The organism is Streptomyces sp. NPDC102514 (assembly GCF_055584525.1).
Genome location: NZ_JBVJLW010000025.1, coordinates 67,276 through 86,617 on the forward strand (window position 1 = coordinate 67,276; position 19,342 = coordinate 86,617).

At 71.6% G+C, this 19,342-nt stretch carries 16 protein-coding genes and 1 pseudogene; 3 read left to right on the top strand and 14 right to left on the bottom strand.

The window, feature by feature from the left end:
• Positions 1–109: 109 nt before the first annotated feature.
• The 6 genes from ACZ60E_RS41205 to ACZ60E_RS41230 all read right to left on the bottom strand — a co-directional run bounded on the left by ACZ60E_RS41205 (position 110) and on the right by ACZ60E_RS41230 (position 6,236).
• The gene (locus ACZ60E_RS41205) at positions 110–523 is read right to left on the bottom strand and encodes a VOC family protein (RefSeq protein ID WP_469447311.1); all 414 of its coding nucleotides are present in this window, start codon (positions 521–523) and stop codon (positions 110–112) included.
• 114 nt (positions 524–637) lie between these two features.
• Positions 638–1,267 carry a potassium-transporting ATPase subunit C gene (locus tag ACZ60E_RS41210; RefSeq protein WP_469447312.1) on the bottom strand — a complete coding sequence of 210 codons (630 nt, stop codon included), beginning with the start codon at positions 1,265–1,267 and terminating at the stop codon, positions 638–640.
• Between the two features lie 34 nt (positions 1,268–1,301).
• Positions 1,302–3,431 (bottom strand): potassium-transporting ATPase subunit KdpB, encoded by a 2,130-nt coding sequence (kdpB, locus tag ACZ60E_RS41215; RefSeq protein ID WP_469447314.1) that lies wholly within the window; start codon positions 3,429–3,431, stop codon positions 1,302–1,304.
• Entirely contained in the window at positions 3,428–5,092 is a 1,665-nt protein-coding gene (gene kdpA, locus ACZ60E_RS41220; protein WP_384809761.1) for a potassium-transporting ATPase subunit KdpA, read from the bottom strand. Before kdpA ends, kdpB begins: the two co-directional genes overlap by 4 nt.
• Before the next feature lie 7 nt (positions 5,093–5,099).
• Positions 5,100–5,189, bottom strand: coding sequence for a K(+)-transporting ATPase subunit F (kdpF, locus tag ACZ60E_RS41225; protein WP_385838713.1), 90 nt, complete (start codon positions 5,187–5,189; stop codon positions 5,100–5,102).
• Between the two features lie 312 nt (positions 5,190–5,501).
• Entirely contained in the window at positions 5,502–6,236 is a 735-nt protein-coding gene (locus tag ACZ60E_RS41230; protein WP_469447316.1) for a class I SAM-dependent methyltransferase, read from the bottom strand.
• 163 nt (positions 6,237–6,399) lie between these two features.
• Here ACZ60E_RS41230 and ACZ60E_RS41235 point away from each other — a divergent pair, with 163 nt between their 5' ends.
• Positions 6,400–7,983 (top strand): alpha-amylase family glycosyl hydrolase, encoded by a 1,584-nt coding sequence (locus tag ACZ60E_RS41235; protein ID WP_469447318.1) that lies wholly within the window; start codon positions 6,400–6,402, stop codon positions 7,981–7,983.
• 20 nt (positions 7,984–8,003) lie between these two features.
• On the opposite strand, the gene ACZ60E_RS41240 is transcribed toward ACZ60E_RS41235, so the two are convergent.
• The 5 genes from ACZ60E_RS41240 to ACZ60E_RS41260 form a co-directional block, all read right to left on the bottom strand.
• Positions 8,004–8,177: a hypothetical protein gene (locus ACZ60E_RS41240; protein WP_384809765.1), complete on the bottom strand. Its 174-nt coding sequence runs from the start codon at positions 8,175–8,177 to the stop codon at positions 8,004–8,006.
• Positions 8,178–8,242: 65 nt separating this feature from the next.
• The gene (locus ACZ60E_RS41245) at positions 8,243–9,538 is read right to left on the bottom strand and encodes an RNA polymerase sigma factor (RefSeq protein WP_469447320.1); all 1,296 of its coding nucleotides are present in this window, start codon (positions 9,536–9,538) and stop codon (positions 8,243–8,245) included.
• The gene (locus ACZ60E_RS41250; RefSeq protein WP_210890631.1) at positions 9,535–9,876 is read right to left on the bottom strand and encodes a YciI family protein; all 342 of its coding nucleotides are present in this window, start codon (positions 9,874–9,876) and stop codon (positions 9,535–9,537) included. Before ACZ60E_RS41250 ends, ACZ60E_RS41245 begins: the two co-directional genes overlap by 4 nt.
• Before the next feature lie 139 nt (positions 9,877–10,015).
• Entirely contained in the window at positions 10,016–11,305 is a 1,290-nt protein-coding gene (locus ACZ60E_RS41255; RefSeq protein ID WP_469447322.1) for a cytochrome P450 family protein, read from the bottom strand.
• A 39-nt stretch (positions 11,306–11,344) separates the two neighbouring features.
• Complete coding sequence (locus ACZ60E_RS41260) at positions 11,345–12,532, bottom strand: flavin-dependent monooxygenase (protein ID WP_469447325.1); 1,188 nt, start codon at positions 12,530–12,532, stop codon at positions 11,345–11,347.
• A gap of 366 nt (positions 12,533–12,898) precedes the next feature.
• Here ACZ60E_RS41260 and rho point away from each other — a divergent pair, with 366 nt between their 5' ends.
• Together rho and ACZ60E_RS41270 are read left to right on the top strand one after the other, a co-directional pair.
• A complete protein-coding gene (gene rho, locus ACZ60E_RS41265) occupies positions 12,899–14,044 on the top strand; it encodes a transcription termination factor Rho (protein ID WP_469447327.1) in 1,146 nt (381 codons plus the stop codon).
• 398 nt (positions 14,045–14,442) lie between these two features.
• Positions 14,443–15,063, top strand: a pseudogene (locus ACZ60E_RS41270) (D-alanyl-D-alanine carboxypeptidase family protein); the annotation flags it as partial.
• 59 nt (positions 15,064–15,122) lie between these two features.
• On the opposite strand, the gene ACZ60E_RS41275 reads toward ACZ60E_RS41270, so the two are convergent.
• The 3 genes from ACZ60E_RS41275 to ACZ60E_RS41285 form a co-directional block, all read right to left on the bottom strand.
• The gene (locus ACZ60E_RS41275) at positions 15,123–16,601 is read right to left on the bottom strand and encodes a glycosyltransferase 87 family protein (protein WP_469447329.1); all 1,479 of its coding nucleotides are present in this window, start codon (positions 16,599–16,601) and stop codon (positions 15,123–15,125) included.
• A complete protein-coding gene (mptB, locus tag ACZ60E_RS41280) occupies positions 16,598–18,004 on the bottom strand; it encodes a polyprenol phosphomannose-dependent alpha 1,6 mannosyltransferase MptB (RefSeq protein ID WP_469447331.1) in 1,407 nt (468 codons plus the stop codon). The genes ACZ60E_RS41275 and mptB overlap by 4 nt, the downstream gene beginning before the upstream one ends.
• Before the next feature lie 122 nt (positions 18,005–18,126).
• Entirely contained in the window at positions 18,127–19,050 is a 924-nt protein-coding gene (locus tag ACZ60E_RS41285; protein ID WP_469447333.1) for a glutaminase, read from the bottom strand.
• Positions 19,051–19,342 lie beyond the last annotated feature (292 nt).

A 19,342-nucleotide genomic window follows, 5' to 3' on the forward strand; every position in this document is an offset into this window, starting at 1 on the left:
GACCGCTTCGTGCCACCGCTCTTCGACCGCTTCGACCGCTACGACCGCAGCTGCCCGGCGCGACCGAGGCGGGCGGCCCCACGGGGCCGCCCACTCCGAAGGTCCGTCGCTACTCCTGTGTCTGGCCGATGTTGACCATCCAGGGAATGCCGAACCGGTCCGTACACATCCCGAAGACGTCGCCCCACATCTGTTTCTCCAGCGGGACGGAGACCGTGCCCCCGGCGGACAGCTTCTCCCACCAGCCGCGCAGCTCGCTCTCGTCGTCGCCGCTCAGGCTGACCGAGAAGTTGCCGCCCGGCGAGTACTCCATGCCCGGTGGGGTGTCGGCTCCCATCAGGGTGAAGCCGCTCGGGGTCTCCAGCATGCCGTGCATGATCTGGTCGGCCTCCGGGGTGCCCGGCGCACCGGCCTCCCCGAAGGTGTTCAGCGCCAGCGTGCCGCCGAAGACCTCCTTGTAGAACTCCATCGCCGGCCGGGCGTCGCCGTCGAAGCTGATGTAGGGGTTGAGGCGTGAAGCCATGAAAACCTCCCAGATCGGACAGAACGAGCAGATGTTCGCAGACTAACGCGGGCCACTGACAACGGCCCGGCCCAGCCGATCGGCCCCTCCCGACCGCCTGGGCGGTCCCCGGCGTCAGCCCTTGGTCAGCTCCTTGAGCGCGGTGTTGAGTTCGAGGACGTTCACCCGGGGCTCGCCCATGAAGCCGAGCGTGCGACCGTCGGTGTGCCGGTCCACGAGTTGCTGCACCCGGCCCACGGACAGGCCGTTCCGCTCGGCGACCCGGTGCACCTGGAGGTCGGCGTAGGCCGGGGAGATGTCCGGGTCGAGGCCGGATCCGGAGGACGTCACCGCGTCGGCGGGGACCTGGGACGGCTTGACCTTGTAGTCGGCCGTCGAGTTGTCCTTGACGACCGCGGCCTTGGCCTCCTTCACCCATGCGATCAGTTCGGCGTTGTCCCCGGAGCGGTTGGTGGCACCGGAGAGGATCAGCTTGTACCGGGTGTTGACGGAGTTCTCGCCCAGGCCGTTCGCCGGCCGGGGCTGGAAGTAGTCGAGGCCGTAGCCCTGCTGGCCGATCAGCGAGGAGCCGACGACCTTGCCGCCCGAGGTGATCTCCGACCCGTTCGCCTTCGTGTTGAAGAGCGCCTGGGCGACGCCCGTCACGGCGAGGGGGTAGAGCACTCCGCAGACGACGGTGAGGACCAGGAGCGCCCGCAGCCCCGCGCCCAGCAGGCGGGCGGTGTTCGTGACCGAGTTGTTCATGACGATCAGCACGCTTTCGAGGAAGGTCGGGGAGCTACAGCCCGGGGACGAGGGAGAGGAGCAGATCGATGATCTTGATGCCGATGAAGGGCGCGATCAGTCCGCCCAGGCCGTAGATGCCGAGGTTGCGCCGCAGCAGCCGGTCGGCGCTGACCGGCCGGTACCGCACTCCGCGCAGGGCGAGCGGCACCAGGGCGATGATGACCAGCGCGTTGAAGATCACCGCGGAGAGGATCGCGGAGTCCGGCGACGACAGCCGCATGATGTTGAGCTTGTCCAGGCCCGGGTAGACCGCCGCGAACAGCGCGGGGATGATCGCGAAGTACTTGGCGACGTCGTTGGCGATGGAGAACGTCGTCAGGGCGCCCCGGGTGATGAGGAGCTGCTTGCCGATCTCGACGATCTCGATGAGTTTGGTCGGGTTGGAGTCGAGGTCGACCATGTTCCCGGCCTCCTTGGCGGCCGAGGTGCCCGTGTTCATGGCCACCCCCACGTCCGCCTGGGCCAGCGCCGGAGCGTCGTTCGTACCGTCGCCCGTCATCGCGACGAGCTTGCCGCCCGCCTGCTCCCGCTTGATGAGCGCCATCTTGTCCTCGGGGGTGGCCTCCGCGAGGAAGTCGTCGACGCCCGCCTCCTCGGCGATGGCCCTGGCCGTCAGCGGGTTGTCGCCGGTGATCATGACGGTTCTGATGCCCATGCGGCGCAGTTCGTCGAACCGCTCGCGCATCCCGTCCTTGACGACGTCCTTGAGGTGGATGACACCCAGTACACGGGCGCCCTCGGCGTCGTCGACGGCCACGAGCAGCGGGGTGCCGCCCGCCTCGGAGATCCGGTCGGCCCTGCTCGCCACGTCCTCGGTGACCGTGCCGCCCCGCTCCTTCACCCAGGCGACGACCGAGCCGGCCGCTCCCTTGCGGACCCTGCGTCCGTCCACGTCGACCCCGGACATCCGGGTCTGGGCGGTGAAGGTGATCCATTCGGCGTGCGCCAGCTCGCCCTGGTGGCGCTCGCGCAGCCCGTACCGCTCCTTCGCCAGGATGACGACGGAACGGCCCTCGGGGGTCTCGTCGGCCAGCGAGGAGAGCTGGGCGGCGTCGGCCAGTTCCGCCTCGGTGGTCCCGGCGACGGGCACGAACTCGGCGGCCTGCCGGTTGCCGAGCGTGATGGTGCCGGTCTTGTCGAGCAGCAGCGTGGACACGTCACCGGCGGCCTCGACCGCCCGGCCGGACATGGCCAGGACGTTGCGCTGCACCAGCCGGTCCATGCCCGCGATGCCGATCGCGGAGAGCAGCGCGCCGATCGTGGTCGGGATCAGGCAGACGAGCAGCGCCACCAGCACGACCATCGTGAGGTGCGTGCCCGCGTAGTCCGCGAACGGCGGCAGCGTGGCCACCGCGAGGAGGAAGACGATCGTCAGCGAGGCGAGCAGGATGTTCAGCGCGATCTCGTTGGGCGTCTTCTGCCGGGCGGCGCCCTCGACCAGGTTGATCATGCGGTCGATGAAGGTCTCGCCGGGCTTCGTGGTGATCCTGACGACGATGCGGTCGGACAGCACCTTCGTGCCGCCGGTGACGGCCGAGCGGTCGCCGCCGGACTCCCGGATGACCGGGGCCGACTCCCCCGTGATCGCCGACTCGTCCACGGAGGCCACGCCCTCGACGACGTCACCGTCGCCGGGGATGATGTCGCCGGCCTCGCAGACGACCCGGTCGCCGATGCGCAGCTCGGTGCCCGCCACCGGCTCCTCGGAGCCGCCGTCCGTGGACAGCCTGCGCGCGATCGTGTCGGTCTTCGCCTTGCGCAGGGTGTCGGCCTGCGCCTTGCCACGGCCCTCCGCGACCGCCTCCGCCAGGTTGGCGAAGACGACCGTCAGCCAGAGCCAGGCACTGATCGTCCAGCCGAACCAGTCGCCCGGGTCCTTGAACGAGAAGGCCGTCGTCAGGACCGAGCCGACCAGCACCACGAACATCACGGGGGACTTGACCATCACCCGCGGGTCGAGCTTGCGGAAGGCGTCCGGCAGGGACCTGACCAGCTGCTTCGGGTCGAAGAGACCCACGCCGACGCGGCCTTCGCCGACGGTGCGTCCGGCCGGTGCGCCGGTGTCGGCACCGGTGTCGCTGCCGCTGTCGCTGTTCTTGTCGGGGTGTATGTGTGTCGTCATGATGCCAGCCCCTCCGCCAGCGGACCCAGCGCGAGCGCGGGGAAATACGTGAGACCGGTGATGACGAGGATCGCGCCCACCAGCAGTCCGGTGAACAGCGGTTTGTCGGTGCGCAGGGTGCCCGCCGTCTCCGGTACGGGTTTCTGTCCGGCGAGCGAACCGGCCAGTGCGAGGACGAACACCATGGGCAGGAACCGGCCGAGCAGCATCGCCACGCCCAGGGTGGTGTTGAACCACTGGGTGTCCGCGTTCAGACCCGCGAAGGCCGAGCCGTTGTTGTTGGCGGCGGACGTGTAGGCGTACAGGATCTCGGAGAAGCCGTGTGCCCCGGTGTTGGTCATCGAGTGGCCCGGCGTCGGCAGGGCCATCGCGGCGGCGGTGAGGACGAGTACGAGTGCCGGGGTGATGAGGATGTACAGGGCCGCGAACTTGATCTCGCGGGTGCCGATCTTCTTGCCCAGGTACTCGGGGGTGCGGCCGACCATCAGACCGGCGATGAACACCGCGATGATCGCCATGATCAGCATGCCGTAGAGGCCGGAGCCGGTACCACCGGGCGCGATCTCGCCGAGCTGCATGCCCAGCATGGTGATGCCGCCGCCGAGGCCCGTGAACGAGGAGTGGAAGGAGTCCACCGCGCCGGTCGAGGTCAGGGTCGTGGACACCGCGAAGATCGACGAGGCGCCGACGCCGAAGCGGGTCTCCTTGCCCTCCAGAGCGCCGCCCGCGAGGTCGAAGGCGGGGCCGTGGTGGGCGAACTCGGTCCACATCATCAGGGCGACGAAGCCGACCCAGATGGTGGCCATGGTGGCGAGGATCGCGTAGCCCTGCTTCAGGCTGCCGACCATCCGGCCGAAGGTGCGGGTCAGCGAGAACGGCACCACCAGGAGCAGGAAGATCTCGAAGAGGTTCGAGAAGGGGGTGGGGTTCTCGAAGGGGTGGGCACTGTTGGCGTTGAAGTAGCCGCCGCCGTTGGTGCCGAGTTCCTTGATGGCCTCCTGGGAGGCGACCGCGCCGCCGTTCCACTGCTGCGAGCCGCCCGAGAACTGGCCGACCTCGTGGATGCCGGAGAAGTTCTGGATCACCCCGCAGGCGACCAGGACGATCGCGGCCACCACGGACAGCGGTATCAGGATGCGGACGACCCCGCGGACGAGGTCCGCCCAGAAGTTGCCGAGGTCGCCGTTCCTGGAGCGCGCGAAGCCTCGTACGAGGGCGACGGCGACCGCCATGCCGACGGCCGCGGAGACGAAGTTCTGCACGGCAAGACCGGCGGTCTGCACGACGTGGCCCATGGCCTGTTCGCCGTAGTACGACTGCCAGTTGGTGTTCGTGACGAAGGAGACGGCGGTGTTGAACGCCTGGTCCGGGTCGATCGAGGAGAAGCCGAGCGAACCGGGCAGCACACCCTGCAGACGCTGCAGGAGGTACAGGAAGAGCACCCCGGCGGCGGAGAAGGCGAGGACTCCGCGCAGGTACGCGGGCCAGCGCATCCCGGTGTCCGGGTCGGCGCCGATGCCCTTGTAGATCCACTTCTCGACGCGCAGATGCCGGTCCGAGGAGTAGACCCGGGCCATGTGGTCGCCGAGGGGGCGATAGGCGAGTGCCAGCGCCGCTATGAGTGCCAGCAGCTGAAGGATGCCGGCGAGTACGGGGCTCATGTCGTGCTCAGAACCTCTCGGGGAACACAAGGGCGAGGACGAGATAGCCCAGCAGGGCGACGGCCACGATCAGGCCGATGATGGTCTCGGCGGTCACAGCTTCGTCACCCCCTTGGCGACGAGGGCCACCAGCGCGAAGAGCGCGATCGTGGTGACGACGAAGGCCACATCGGCCATCGTGAGCTCCTGAATGAGGTTCCGGATGCGGTGCCGGTGCCCTGGCGGACCACGCCAGTGCCCCGGCCGAACGCCTTGACCTTCAGAGCAAACATCCGACGGAACCGCTCGCGGCGCACGTTGACGGCTCCCTGACGCCGTTGTGCGCGCTCTTGACGGATCTCATACGCCGGTACGGCGCACCGCGGTGGAACCGGGGGCAGGAGCGGCCCCCGGAGTGCTCCCGGAGCGGTTAAACCGCTGGTCCGGGCCTTGTGGCCACCACCATCCGGCAGCGCGGGCTGCCGTCGTCCCTGCGGCCGAACTCGGGCAGGGCGTGCAGCTCGACCGTGAAGCCGGCGCGGGCCAGTTCCCGCCGCACGTCGCCGAGCCGGAACTCGCGGTAGTACATGACGAACGGCGGACGCCACACCGCGTTGCGCACCTTCATGACCGCGTCGAAGCCGAGCATGGCCCAGTAGCCGGGCGACGCGGGAGGGGCCGGGGCGACGATCGGGAAGGCGAACCGGCCGCCGGGCCTCAGCACCGAGTGGACCTGCTCGAACAGGCCGGGCAGTTCGCGGGGCAGGAAGTGTCCGAACGCCCCGAAGCTCACGACCAGGTCGAAGACCGGGCCGAACGGCAGGGCGAGGGCGTCGCCGCGCACCCAGCCGGCGGGCGGTCCGCCGGGCCGCTCACGCCGACGCGCCTCGGCGAGCATGCCCGCGCTGATGTCGATGCCGGTGACGCTGTCCCGGCACACCGTGCCCAGCACGTCCATGCCCGCGCCGGTGCCGCAGCACAGGTCGAGCCCGCGCCCGAACGGTCCCATGTCCGTCAGGGCCCGCGCGACGGACCGCAGGAACGAGTCCGGCGTACGGAACGGGGTGTGGTCGAACTTCGGTGCGAGGAGGTCGTAGCCGTGCTCGACGGACGACAGCGCCTGCACGGCGAGTTCGCGGAACGTGGGGCCCTGAGGGGTGAACATCGTCGATCAGCTTAGGGCTTCCCGCGGGTTTCCCGAGGGCTTCCGTGGCTTCCCGGGACTTCCCGTCCGGGCTCTGGCCAAGGCGCGGCCTTTCGGACACTGCCGGGCACTGTCACCCTCGACATCGAGGACGTTCCGCCCAGGGAAAGGCTGTACCTGCCCCATGAGCTCCTTCCGCCCCGCACCCGCATGGCTGGCCGACGCGGTCTTCTACCAGATCTACCCGCAGTCGTTCGCGGACTCGAACGGCGACGGGATCGGCGACTTCGACGGCATCTGCGAGCGGCTGGACCATCTGGCCTGGCTCGGGGTGAACACCGTCTGGCTGAACCCGTGTTTCGCCTCGCCGTTCGGGGACGCCGGGTACGACGTCTCCGACTATCTGAACGTGGCGCCGCGCTACGGCTCCAACGACGACCTCGCCAAGCTCGTCGACCGGGCGCGCGGCCACGGAATCCGCGTACTCCTCGATCTGGTCGCGGGGCACACCTCCGACCGGCACCCGTGGTTCACGGCGTCGGCGGACGATCCCGGCGACCATCGCTACATCTGGGCGGCCGAGGGCCGCCCGGACGGTTTCGTGGACTCGCCCGGCAGCCGTCCGGGCGCGTATCTGCCGAACTTCTTCGCCTTCCAGCCCGCCCTCAACTTCGGTTACGCACGCATGAATCCGGCCGAGCCGTGGCGTCAGCCGGTGGACGCGGAGGGCCCGCGCGCCAACCGGGAGGCGCTGCGCACGATCATGGACCACTGGCTGGGCCTCGGCCTGTCGGGCTTCCGCGTCGACATGGCGGCCTCGCTCGTCAAGGACGACCCGGACAAGACGGAGACGAGCAGGATCTGGACGGAGCTGCGTCACTGGCTGGACCGTACGCACCCGGACGCGGTGATCCTCTCGGAGTGGGGCGAGCCGGAGGTGTCCGTCCCGGCGGGGTTCCACACCGACTTCTTCCTCCAGTTCGGCGGTCCCACGGACGGCCTGGCGCTGCGCTCGCTGTGGAGCAACGGCTCCGGGACCGTCAACCTCGACTGGGATCCGCTCGACTGCTTCTTCGACCCGAGCGGCAAGGGCTCGCCGCGGCCCTTCGTCGAGGCCTGGCAGCAGGCGTCGACGGCCCTCGGCGACAGCGGCTTCATCTCGCTGCCGACCGCCAACCACGACTTCTCGCGCCTCAACTGCGGGCCGCGCTCGGCCGAACAGCTCCCGGTCGCCTTCGTCTTCCAGCTCACCTGGCCCACCCTGCCCGCCATCTACTACGGCGACGAGATCGGTATGCGGTACATCCCGGACCTCCCCGACACGGAGGGCAGTGTGCTCGGGCCCGCCTACAATCGCGCCGGTTCCCGTACGCCGATGCAGTGGGACGACGGCCCGAACGCCGGTTTCTCCACGTCCGATCACCCGTACCTCCCGGTCGACCCCGATCCCGGCCGCCCCACCGTCGCCGCCCAGCGCGCCGACGACACGTCCCTCCTCCACCTCGTACGCCGTCTCATCGCCCTGCGCACGTCCACGCCCGAACTCGGCCCGGACGGCTCGGTGGAGGTGGTGCACGCGGGCTACCCCTTCGTGCACGTACGCGGCGGACGGTATCTGGTGGTCGTCAACCCCCGTCAGGAGCCGACGAGTTGCCCGCTCGGGGACCTCCGTCCCGGCCGGGCCCTCGAAGCGTCCGGAGTCGTCGCGGACGGTGGCACGGTCACCGCGGAGGCGTTCGGCTACGGAATCTTCGAGCTGACCCCGTAGCCGCTCGGCCCGGCAGCCTCTCATCCCATCAGCCGGAGGCCCGCGAGCCAGACGGCCGGGCCGTCGATCTCGCCGGGGCCGCCCTTGCCGAGGCCGGCGGCCCGCTTCGGCGCGGGGCGCGCGGCCCGCGGACGGCGCGTCGACAGCAGAGCGAGCAGGCGGCCGGTACGCCAGGTGGGAACGGTGGTGGTCATCGGATCCTCCAGGTCGGTGGGGTACCTACACCCCACCGACGAACGGCCCCCGGCCGGATCGACACCTACCGGCCCGATCGGCACTCCGCGAGCCTCTTTCGCAGGAAGCGCCGCTCGGCGTCGTTCTCCACCAGTTCCAGCGCCCGTCCGTACGCCTCGGCGGCCTCCTCCAGGCGGCCCGTGCGCCGCAGGAGGTCCGCCCGGGTGGCGGGCAGCAGGTGGTAGCCCGCCAGTTCGCCGCCCTCCTCCAGGTCCGCGACGAGGACCAGCCCGGCTTCGGGGCTCTCTGCCATGCCGACGGCCACCGCGCGGTTGAGGCGCACCACGGCCGACGGGACCCGGCGTTCCAGCTCGGCGTACAGTCCGGCGATGTCCGCCCAGTCCGTGTCCTGTGCCGTGGCCGCGGTGGTGTGGCAGGCCGCGACGGCCGCCTGGATCTGGTACGGGCCCGGCCGCCCCCGGCGCAGCGCGGTCTCCAGCAGGGCGGCGCCCTCGTCGATCTCCGCCCGGTCCCATGCCGTGCGGTCCTGGTCCTCCAGCGTGACCAGTTCCCCGGCCGCGTCCACGCGGGTGCCGCGCCGGGCGTCGTGCAGCAGCAGGAGCGCGAGCAGGCCGAGCACCTCGGGCTCGTCCGGCATGAGACGGGCCAGTACCCGGGCCAGCCTGATGGCCTCCGCGCAGAGGTCCGTACGGATCAGGTCCGCGCCGGACGAGGCCGCGTACCCCTCGTTGAACAGCAGGTACAGCACGCCCAGCACCCCCGTCGTGCGTTCGGGGAGCAGATGCGCGGGCGGCACCCGGTACGGGATGCCGGCGTTGCGGATCTTCCGCTTGGCCCGGACGAGGCGTTGCGCCATCGTCGCCTCGGGGACGAGGAAGGCGTGGGCGATCTCGGGTGTGGTGAGCCCCGCGAGGGTACGCAGGGTCAGGGCGACCCTGGCCTCGACGGGCAGCGCGGGATGGCAGCAGGTGAAGATCAGCCGCAGCCGGTCGTCCGTCACCCCGCTGTCGTCGTCGGAGTCCGGGTCCTGCGGGCCGCCGGGTCCCCCGTCCCGTGCCAGCATCGCGACCTCCCGCAGTTTCGCCGCCCCCACCGCCCTGCGGCGCGTCACGTCCATGGCCCGGTTGCGCGCGGTCGTGGTCAGCCAGGCGCCGGGGCGGCGCGGCACCCCGTCGCGCCGCCACCGGTCGAGGGCCTGGGTGAAGGCGTCCTGTGCGCACTCCTCGGCGAGGTCCCAGTCGCCGGTCACCCGGATCAGGGTGGCGACGACCTGGCCCCATTCCTCGCGGAAGGCGGCGGCGACGGCCTCCTCGACGCCGTCCGCCGCCGTGCCCTTCTCCGCCTCTTCGGCGCCGTTCATTCCCAGATCGGCCGTACCTCGACCGATCCACCGCCCAGCGCGGCCGGGTGGCGGGAGGCGAGCGCGATGGCCTCGTCGAGGTCGGCGACCTCGATGATGTCGAAGCCCGCGATGTACTCCTTGGACTCCGCGAACGGGCCGTCGCTGAGCAGTACCTCGTCGCCCTGGACACGGACGGTGGTGGCGTCGGCGGCCGGCCGCAGCCGCGCACCGCCCTTCACCATGCCACCGGCGCGCACATGGTCGATGTACGAGGTGAAACGGGGGTCGTCGGCGATCTCCTCGGGGCTCAGCTCCTCACCGTCGACGGGTGTGCAGATGAACATCACGTACTTCATGGTTCCTCCCGGTGGTGACGCATGGTGGCGATCCCGGTGTGCAGGGGTCCTTGCACCCCACCGACGAACGGGCCCGGGCCGGATCGACACACCCTTCATGATTGCTCCGGCTCTCCATGATTGCTCCGGAAGTCCGGCGTCACACCCGTACGGGGAGTGTCTGGACGCTGTTGCCCACGAAACTGGCGCTGCGGGCGAGGTCCGCCTCGGGCACGGCGAGGTCGAGGCCGGGGAAGCGCGTGAACAGGCGTTCCAGGGCGATGGCGGACTCCATCCGGGCCAGTGGGGCGCCCAGGCAGTAGTGGGCGCCATGGCCGAGGGACAGATGCCGGGCGGCGCCGGGTCCGGCGGGCCTGGTGACGTCGAAGAGGTCGGCGTCGGGGCCGTGCGCGGCCCGGTCGCGGCCCGCGGCCGAGTAGCCGGCGAGGACGGGTGTGCCTCCGGGTATGACGGTGCCGTCGACGGTCAGGTCGCCGACGGGGTAGCGGAAGGGGAAGTAGCTGACCGGCGCGTCCCAGCGCAGGGTCTCCTCGACGACGTCGGCCCAGCCGGCCTCGCCCCGCACGACCCGTGCCAGCTGGTCACGGTGGCCGCACAGGGCGCGTACCGCGTTGGTGATCAGGTTCAGTGTGGTCTCGTGCCCGGCGATGATCATCAGGACCAGGGTGCCGAGGAGTTCCTCGTGGGTGAGCCGGTCGCCGCCCTCGTCGCGCGCGGCGATCAGCGCGCTGGTGAGGTCGTCGCCCGGCCGCTCGGTCCTGGCCTCGACGACCGCGCCGAGGACGGCCATCAGTTCCCGGTTGGCGGCCAGCGCACGCTCGGGGCCGATGTCGGTGGCGACGACCTGGCTGGAGAGGTGGTGGAGCCGCTCGCGGAACTCGGCGTCCACGCCCAGCAGTTCACCGATGACGCCCATCGGCAGCGGCATCGCGAAGTGCGCGCGCAGATCGGCGACTCCCCCGCCGTCGCGGGCGGCCCGCTCCAGGTCGTCGAGCAGTTCCTCGGTCAACTCCTCGACGCGCGGGCGCAGTTCCTCGACCCGGCGGACGGTGAACGCCTTGCTGACCAGGGACCGCAGCCGCCGGTGGTCGTCGCCGTCCGCGGTCGTCATGCCCCGTACCGTCGCGAAGGTGGCAAGGGGCCATCCGGGGGCGATGCGGCCCTCCCGCAGCGCGGTGAAGTGCCCTGCGTTTTTGGCCACTTGGGGGTGGGCGAGGAACTCCTTCAGCGCCTCGTGCCCCAGCACCGCCACGCCGTCCACCCCGCCGGGCAGGACGACCGACGCCACGGCTCCGCGTGCGAGAAGGCGCGCGTTGTCGGCGTGCGGACAGCCGCCGGCCGGGTCGAGGCGGTGCGGCTCGCCGGACGCACGGGACGTACCGGATGTACCTGACGTGTCGTTCGACGGTTCGGCTGCCGTGCTGTCCAACGCGATCTCCTGACTGCGGTCGACGGCAGTCGGAGGCCGTCACAGGAAGGGGGTGCCCGGGTCGACGCCCGAGAGTACGCGGCCGTAGATCTCCAGGTTGGTGGCGGGGTTGACGAAGGAGTGCAACGTCAGGGCGTTGATGTCACGGGCGATGCGCTGCAGCGGCACGGACCGCTGGAGGGAGGAGGCGCCGGCGGCCGAGGCGAGCAGCTCGACGGCCTCCTTGCAGAGCCGGGTGAGATAGCCGCACTCGGCACGGATCCTGGACCGCTCCAGCGGGGTGTACGCGTTGCCGTCGCGCGCCTTGGTCTCGATCTCGGTGATCAGCCGGGCGGCCACCAGTTCGGCGGCGGAGATCCTCAACTGGGCCTCGGCGAAGGTGAGATGGGTGACGGTGGCCTCGTCCTGCCGCTCGTGGAAGGTGTACGTGATGCCGCGCCGGTGGATGCGCTCGTCGAACTCCGTCAGCGCCGCCCGCCCCAGGCCCAGTGCGGCCGCCGCGGTCCAGGCGCAGAAGAGCAGCAGCACGGGCATGCGGTAGAAGGGGTCGTCCGCGTTGGTCTTCGACGGGGTCCGGCCGGCCAGCATCGGCCCGACCGGGAGCACCCGGTGTGCGGGGACGGGAATGTTCCGGGCCACCACCGTGTTGCTGCCAGTACCGGCGAGACCTGTGGTGTCCCAGTCGTCCAGGATCTCCAGCTCGGACATCGGCACCGCGACCCACAGCACCTCCGGCGGCCCTTCCTGGGGCCGTCCGCCGGCGGGGACGACCGCGGCCGTCAGCAGATGCCAGTCCGCGTGATGGCAGCCGGTCGCGAAGCCCGAGGCGCCGTCCACCCGATAGCCCCCGTCGTACGGCACCGCCGTGGCGCCGGGGACGAGCGTGCCGCCGATCCTGACATCGGGGCCGGCCGGTCCGGTGAAGAAGTCGTCCTGCGCCTCGTCGGGAAAGAGCGCCGCGATGTACGAGCCTCCGGCCTGACTGAGTGTCACCCATGCCGTGGAGGCGCATTCGAGGGCGATCTCGGCGAAGACGTCGACCTGGGTGTGCAGCGGGGTCCGGTAACCGCCGTACCGCGCGGGGACGTTCATCCGGTGCACCCCGGTACCGCTCAGCGCGGCGACGACCTCGTCCGGCACCCGTCGGCCGCGTTCGGCCCGCAGCGCGTTCTGCCTGATCAGCGGCCGTAGTTCCCGTACGCGAGCGACGATCCCGGCATCGACCATGCCGACCACCGTGGCGCGCGGCACCACCTGTGTCAACGCCCCGGGTTCCGGCCGCTTCCGGCGCCACCGGACGAGAGGGTGCTACAGTGCTATCAGCACTTGTGTACGCCTGCTTCCAGGCGCCGGTGCAGATTTCCTCTTCTCCCGCTGGTCCGCCCGTCGATTCCGACCGGCGCACAGCATCTTCTTCTCAGCACCTCTCTCCGCGGAGCTCTTTCCGTACCGCGTCCGTCAGCGGTACGCGGTTCGAGAAGTGACGCGTTCCGCCGTGCAGGGCGTGAGATCACCGCTCCTGCTCCGGCCTCTCCCCCAACCGCACGACCCGTCCGAGAACTTCAACCATCCGTCCGCGAAAGGACATCCATCATGACCACCACACTCGAACGCCCGCCCACTCCCGTCACGGACCAGGAGCAGGCCACCGGCGTACTCGACCTCACCTCGAACGGGCAGGGCCACCTGCGCGCCGAGAACCTGCTCCCGGGAGCGGCCGACCTTCAGGTCTCCGCCTCGCTGATCCGCCGGTACGGCCTGCGCAAGGGCGACCGTGTCGAAGGACTGCGCGGCCGGCAGCGCGCCCTCACAGAGATCCAGCGGATCAACGGCCGTCCCGCCGACGAGGCACGCGGCCGTCCGCACTTCCGTGATCTGACCCCGCTGCATCCGCGCGAGCGGCTGCGCCTCGAACACCCCGCGGGCGGTCTCACCACCCGCCTCGTCGATCTGGTCGCGCCGATCGGCAAGGGCCAGCGCGGCCTGATCGTCGCCCCGCCCAAGACCGGCAAGACCGTACTGCTCCAGCAGCTGGCCGCCGCCGTGGCCGGCAACCACCCCGAGGCCCATCTGATGGTGGTGCTCCTCGACGAGCGCCCCGAGGAGGTGACCGACATGCGCCGGTCCGTCCGCGGCGAGGTGTTCGCCTCGACCTTCGACCAGAGCCCCAAGCAGCACATCGCGCTGGCCGAGCTGGCCGTCGAGCGTGCCAAGCGGCTCGTCGAGGCGGGCCAGGACGTCGTGATCCTGCTCGACTCGCTCACCCGGCTGTGCCGGGCCCACAACAACGCGGCCGCCGCGGGCGGCCGCACCCTCAGCGGCGGTGTCGACGCGGGCTCGCTCCAGGGGCCCAAGCGGCTCTTCGGCGCCGCGCGGCTCGCCGAGGAGGGCGGCTCGCTCACCATCATCGCCACGGCCCTCGTGGACACCGGCTCCCGTGCCGACGACTACTACTTCGAGGAGCTCAAGAGCACCGGCAACATGGAACTCCGGCTGGACCGCACCCTCGCGTCCCGCCGTGTCTTCCCCGCCGTCGACATCACCCCGTCCGGCACGCGCCGCGAGGAACTCCTCGTCCCGGCCGCCGAGTTGACGGCCGTACGAGGTCTGCGGCGCGCCCTGCACTCCCGCGGTGACGGCCAGGCAGGTCTGGAGACCCTGGTGGAGCGGATGCGGCAGACCCCGGACAACGCGACCTTCCTCAGGCAGGTCCAGCAGACGGTGCCGGGCAGCCAGTAGGCGGCCGGGAACACCTGCCGCGCATCGGCGTCCGCTGCGGCATCCGGGTGTTCGACAGCCCCGTTCGGCCGAGGCAATTCGCCTTGCGACCTGCGCGTTCCTACGTTTGCGATATGACCATCGGACTCCCTGCCCGCACGGCCGTCTCCTGCTCCGCCCTCTGCGTCGTCGGGGCGCTCGCCCTCGTGCCGGCACCGGTCGCTGCCCTCGGCGGGGCGCACACGGCCGTCGCTCCTCGCGCCGGGACGGGCAGCGCACACACCGGGCCCACTCCGAACACCGCCAATCCCCCGCCCGTGCCCGCCTCGTCGTCCTCGCCGCCCTCGCCGCCTCCGACATTGGACCGTCCCGGGACACAGGTCCGGCTGCGGGCAGGAGCGCCCGGCGTGCCGCAGGAGATGTCCGCCCGGTCCTGGCTGGTGGCCGACGCCGACACCGGCGACGTGCTCGCGGCACACAACGCGCACCTCGCCCTGCCGCCCGCCAGCACGCTGAAGACCCTCTTCGCGGTGACCGTGCTCCCGGTGCTGCCCTCCGCGGTCCGGCACACCGTCACCGAGGCGGACCTGGCGGACATCGGCCCCGGCAGCAGCCTGGTCGGAGTCCGCGCGGGGCACACCTACCGGGCGTCCGACCTGTGGCGGGGCGTCTTCCTCAACTCCGGCAACGACGCCGTCCACGTACTCGCCGAGATGAACGGCGGCTGGCGCGCCACCGCCGCCCAGATGCAGGCCAAGGCCCGCTCCCTGGGCGCCCGTGACACCCGGGTCGTCTCACCCGACGGCTACGACATGCCCGGCCAGGTGTCGTCCGCGTACGACCTGGCCGTCTTCGGGCGCGCGGGGCTCCGCAACACGGACTTCGTCCGCTACTGCGCCACCGTCCGCGCGAAGTTCCCCGGCGACGGCTGGGCGTACGAGATCGAGAACACCAACCGGCTGCTCTCCGGCGCCGACGGGGTCGCGCCCTATCCGGGGCTCATCGGCATCAAGAACGGGTCCACCACCCAGGCGGGCAGCACGCTCGTCGCCGCCGCGCGCCGGGGCGGGCACACCCTCGTCGTCACCGTGATGAACCCTCAGGAGGGCGGCAGGTTCGCCGTGTACGAGGAGGCGCGCTCCTTGCTCGACTGGGGTTTCGGGGCCACCGGCCGGGTCGATCCGGTCGGGTCGCTCCTGCCTCGTCCCGTGTCGCGGGCCACCGCGGGTCCGGCGGCCGGGGCGCGGTCCGGTCCCGGTCCGGCCGCCGTCCCACCGGCCGGTCCCTCGGCGCCCGCGGGCACGGCCGCCGACGACTCCGACGGTCCCGGAGGCGGGCTGGCGACGGCGGGGACGCTCGTGGGGGCCGCCGTGTTCGGCGCGGGTGCCGTGGCACTGGCCCTGCGCCTCCACGGCCGGCGCTCCGCCGCCCGGCGCTGACCGACGGGCAGCCCGAGCAGCAGCCCGAGAGTGATCCACACGTATGCGTTGCTGCCGACGAAGCCGCCGATGCCCGACGCGTCGTCGAACCACAGCCACACGACGCTGCTGCACAGCAGGGCGTACAGGGCCGCGGCGAGCCACAGCAGCCGTGTGCGCCGCCGGCGCAGGCCCGCCTCGGCGAGGATCACCAGCGAGGGCAGCAGCCAGACGAGGTGGTGCACCCAGGTGATGGGGCTGACCAGACAGGCGGCGAGTCCGGTGAGGGCGAAGGCGCCGAGGACGTCCCCGCCGGCGAGGGCCCGGCGCGCCCGCCACATCCACACCCCGAGGACGGCGAGCGCCAGCAGCGCCCAGATGCCACGGCTCGGCTCGGCGGGGTCGGCGAGACGGGCCAGTACGCCTTGCAGCGACTGGTTGGAGACATAGGCCAGGCGGCCGATGCGGGACGTGTCCCAGACCGCGTCGGTCCAGTAGAAGCGGGAGGCGTCCGGTGCGGCCAGGGCCGCGAACGCGGTGGCGGCCGTCGCGACCCCCGTGGCGGTGGCCGCCGCGCGCGGGCGCCGGGCGAGCAGCAGCAGGACGATGAAGATCGCGGGCGTGAGTTTGACGGCCGCGGCGAGACCGATCCCGACGCCCGCCCAGCGGCTCCGCCCGCGCGCGATCAGCCGGGCGTCGGCGAGGACGAGGGCCAGCAGCAGGAGGTTGACCTGGCCGAAGCTGAAGGTGTCGCGGACCGGTTCGAGCAGGGCGAGCAGGCAGAGACCCACGGCGAGCCCGAACAGGCCGTACCGGCGCAGCCGGCGCCCGGTCAGCACGTACAGGGTGTGCAGGACGAAGGCCGTCGCGGCGAGGTTGAGCAGCAGACCGACGGCGATCGCGGTGTGCAGTCCGAGCAGCGCCATCGGCAGCATGCTGACCGCCGCGAACGGCGGATACGTGAAGCCGTACGTCGTGCCCGGCACCCGGTAGTCGTACAGGTGCCCGCCGTGGTGGATCCAGGTGTCGACGGCTCCGTGGTAGACGCGCAGGTCGAACCAGTCCCGCAGCAGGGGCACGGTCGCGGTGAAGACGGTCACGGCGGTGGCCAGGGCGAGGACGAACAGCAGCCGCCCCCGGTCGGTGCGCGGCAGCCTCATGCCGTCCGCCCCAGGACGGTGGCGTTCGACGTCTGGTGCGCCTGCCAGAGGACGACCAGGGCGAGCATCCCGCCCGACACGGCGAGCGCCAGCTGCTCGCTGTCGGGCGGGCCGCCGCTCGGCAGGACGGCGAGGGCGAGCGCTCCGGTCACGGCGGCCACCCGGTGGCGTACGGACGCGCTGGGCGCCGCGGCGGCGATCAGGAACAGGCCCCACAGCGCGTACCAGGGCCGGATGGCCGGGCCGAGCACGGCCACCGTCGCCAGGCTGAGGCCCAGCGCGTAGACGGGGCTCACGCGGGGGCGGCGCAGCCAGATGCCGACGATGACGACGGCGGTGAGTACGAGGCCGAGGGCGTGCCAGGCGGGCAGCGCGTACGGGGCGAGATCGCTGCCGAGACCCCGGAGGATGTCGCCGGTGGCGCGGCCGAGGAGGCTGGTGGGCGACCAGTTGTGCGGGGACACGGGTGTCTTCAGCGCGGCGATCCAGCCGTATCCCGTACCGGCCGCGGCGGTCGCGGCGACGGTGGTGGCGAGGGCGGCGGCCGTGGTCGTGACGACGGACCGCGTCATACCCCGCCCGGCGCGCACCTGGAGCGCCACGACGGCCACGAGCCCCAGGACGGCCGGGGCCTTGACCAGTGCGGCCAGGGTGACGAGGACGGCGCCGAGGACGGGCCAGCGGCCGAGGGCCGCCACCAGTCCCGCGCCGAGGAGGCCGAGCATGATGGCGTCGTTGTGCGCTCCGGCCACCAGGTGCAGCAGCACGAGCGGGTTGAGCGCGCCCAGCCACAGCGCGGCGGCGGGGTCGGCGCCGCTGTGCCGGGCGAGCTTCGGCAGCGCGGCGGCCATCAGGGCCACGCCGAGCAGCGCGACGACCCGCATGCCGAACAGTCCGGCGGGCACCTCGCCCCGCGTGAGCCCGGACAGCGCGGAGGCGACGGCGAGGAAGACGGGCCCGTACGGCGTCGCGGTCCGTCGCCACACGGGCGCCACCTCGTCCGCGAGGGGCCCGCCCAGGATGGCGGGGCCGTGCGTGTAGACGTCGAGGTGCGCGTCGACCATCGCGCCCTGGGCCAGATAGCTGTAGACGTCCCGGCTGAACAGGGGCGGAGCGAGCAGCAGGGGGATCGCCCACACGGCGAGGACGACCAGCAGCGCACGCGGGGTCGGCGGTTCGGGTCCTCGGACCACCCGCCCCAGCAGCGCCCAGGCGGCGATGAGCAGCACGACTCCGAAGTACACGCCGACCAGGCCGAGTGCCGCCCGTCCGGACGCGAGCGACGGCAGTTCCCGTACGGGCAGGGCGCCGGCCGTCTCGCCTCCCGCCGCGAGGACGACCGAGCCCGCGAGCCCGAGCAGCTGACAGCGACGCAGATCGACGGTGAAACCCTTGGCCAACACTCGGTAAGCGTGTCAATGCGGGATGGCCGGAAAGCGACGCGTCCGCCTCGGAGCGGCAGCCGCAGCATGACCGCCGTCTTACCGACCCGGGCGGCCGTCCGGACAGCTGTCCGGGTGGCCGGTCAGAACACCGACAGGCCGGTGATGGTGGTGAAGCGGTCCAGTGCGGCGACTCCCGCGACCGAGTTGCCGTGTCCGTCCAGGCCGGGGCTCCAGACGCAGACCGTGCAGCGGCCGGGGACGACGGCGATGACCCCGCCGCCGACGCCGCTCTTGCCGGGCAGGCCCACGCGGTAGGCGAACTCGCCCGCCGCGTCGTACGTGCCGCAGGTGAGCATGACCGCGTTGACCTCCTTGGCCTGGCTCATCGACAGGAGGCGGGTGCCGTCGGCGCGGATGCCGTGGCGGGCGAGGAAGCCGGTGGCCAGGGCGAGGTCGGCGCAGGACGCCTCGATGGAGCACTGCCGGAAGTACTCGTCGAGCAGGACCGGCACCGGGTTGCCGATGTTCCCGTACGCCGCCATGAAGTGGCCCAGCGCGGCGTTGCGGTCGCCGTGGGCGGACTCGGAGGCGGCGACGCCCTCGTTGATGGCGAGGTGTTCGTTGCCGCTCTCCGCGCGCAGGAAGTCGAGGAGGGTGCCCGCGGCGTCGCCTGTCTGGGTGTGCAGGCGGTCGGTGACGACGAGGGCGCCCGCGTTGATGAAGGGGTTGCGGGGGATGCCGTTCTCGTACTCCAGCTGGACGAGCGAGTTGAAGGGGTTGCCGGAGGGTTCGCGGCCGACGTGTTCCCAGAGCTCGTCGGCCTCGTGGGCCAGGTCCAGGGCGAGGGTGAAGACCTTGGTGATGGACTGGGTCGAGAAGGGCTGGCGCCAGTCGCCGACGCCGTACACCGTGCCGTCCAGCTCGGCGACGGCCATGCCGAAGCTCCGGGGGTCGCAGGCGGCGAGGGCCGGGATGTAGTCGGCGGGTCGGCCGCGGCCGGGGGTCTGCGCGATCTCGGCGGCGATGCGGTCCAGGACGGGCTGGAAGGTCAGAGGCGAGCTCATGATCACATTCTGCCGCCGGGGCACTCCGTGCGCTGCGGTGCGGGTCGGTGGGGGTGAGTGGGGGTCACCCGCGCCGTTCCCCGCGCCCCTGAAAAGCCAAAAGACTGCGCAGTTCCCCGCGCCCCTGGGTACCTAGGGGCGCGGGGAACTGCGCGGGCACCCCCCACCGGCCGACAGCTCACCGCGGACGCGAGCCCCCACCCCCTAAGGGCTCGTAAAGAATCAACACGTTGCTTCACGGTCTCTGCGTCGTTGGTGTGGTATGCGCATACCGAGCGAGGTCCGCAATCAA

Excerpts from the sequence above, each read along its gene's own strand:
- ACZ60E_RS41205 (WP_469447311.1), bottom strand. The coding sequence starts at position 523 with ATGGCTTCACGCCTCAACCCCTACATCAGCTTCGACGGCGACGCCCGG.
- ACZ60E_RS41210 (WP_469447312.1), bottom strand. The coding sequence starts at position 1,267 with ATGAACAACTCGGTCACGAACACCGCCCGCCTGCTGGGCGCGGGGCTG.
- kdpB (WP_469447314.1), bottom strand. The coding sequence starts at position 3,431 with ATGACGACACACATACACCCCGACAAGAACAGCGACAGCGGCAGCGAC.
- kdpA (WP_384809761.1), bottom strand. The coding sequence starts at position 5,092 with ATGAGCCCCGTACTCGCCGGCATCCTTCAGCTGCTGGCACTCATAGCG.
- ACZ60E_RS41230 (WP_469447316.1), bottom strand. The coding sequence starts at position 6,236 with ATGTTCACCCCTCAGGGCCCCACGTTCCGCGAACTCGCCGTGCAGGCG.
- ACZ60E_RS41235 (WP_469447318.1), top strand. The coding sequence starts at position 6,400 with ATGAGCTCCTTCCGCCCCGCACCCGCATGGCTGGCCGACGCGGTCTTC.
- ACZ60E_RS41240 (WP_384809765.1), bottom strand. The coding sequence starts at position 8,177 with ATGACCACCACCGTTCCCACCTGGCGTACCGGCCGCCTGCTCGCTCTG.
- ACZ60E_RS41245 (WP_469447320.1), bottom strand. The coding sequence starts at position 9,538 with ATGAACGGCGCCGAAGAGGCGGAGAAGGGCACGGCGGCGGACGGCGTC.
- ACZ60E_RS41250 (WP_210890631.1), bottom strand. The coding sequence starts at position 9,876 with ATGAAGTACGTGATGTTCATCTGCACACCCGTCGACGGTGAGGAGCTG.
- ACZ60E_RS41260 (WP_469447325.1), bottom strand. The coding sequence starts at position 12,532 with ATGGTCGATGCCGGGATCGTCGCTCGCGTACGGGAACTACGGCCGCTG.
- rho (WP_469447327.1), top strand. The coding sequence starts at position 12,899 with ATGACCACCACACTCGAACGCCCGCCCACTCCCGTCACGGACCAGGAG.
- ACZ60E_RS41275 (WP_469447329.1), bottom strand. The coding sequence starts at position 16,601 with ATGAGGCTGCCGCGCACCGACCGGGGGCGGCTGCTGTTCGTCCTCGCC.
- ACZ60E_RS41285 (WP_469447333.1), bottom strand. The coding sequence starts at position 19,050 with ATGAGCTCGCCTCTGACCTTCCAGCCCGTCCTGGACCGCATCGCCGCC.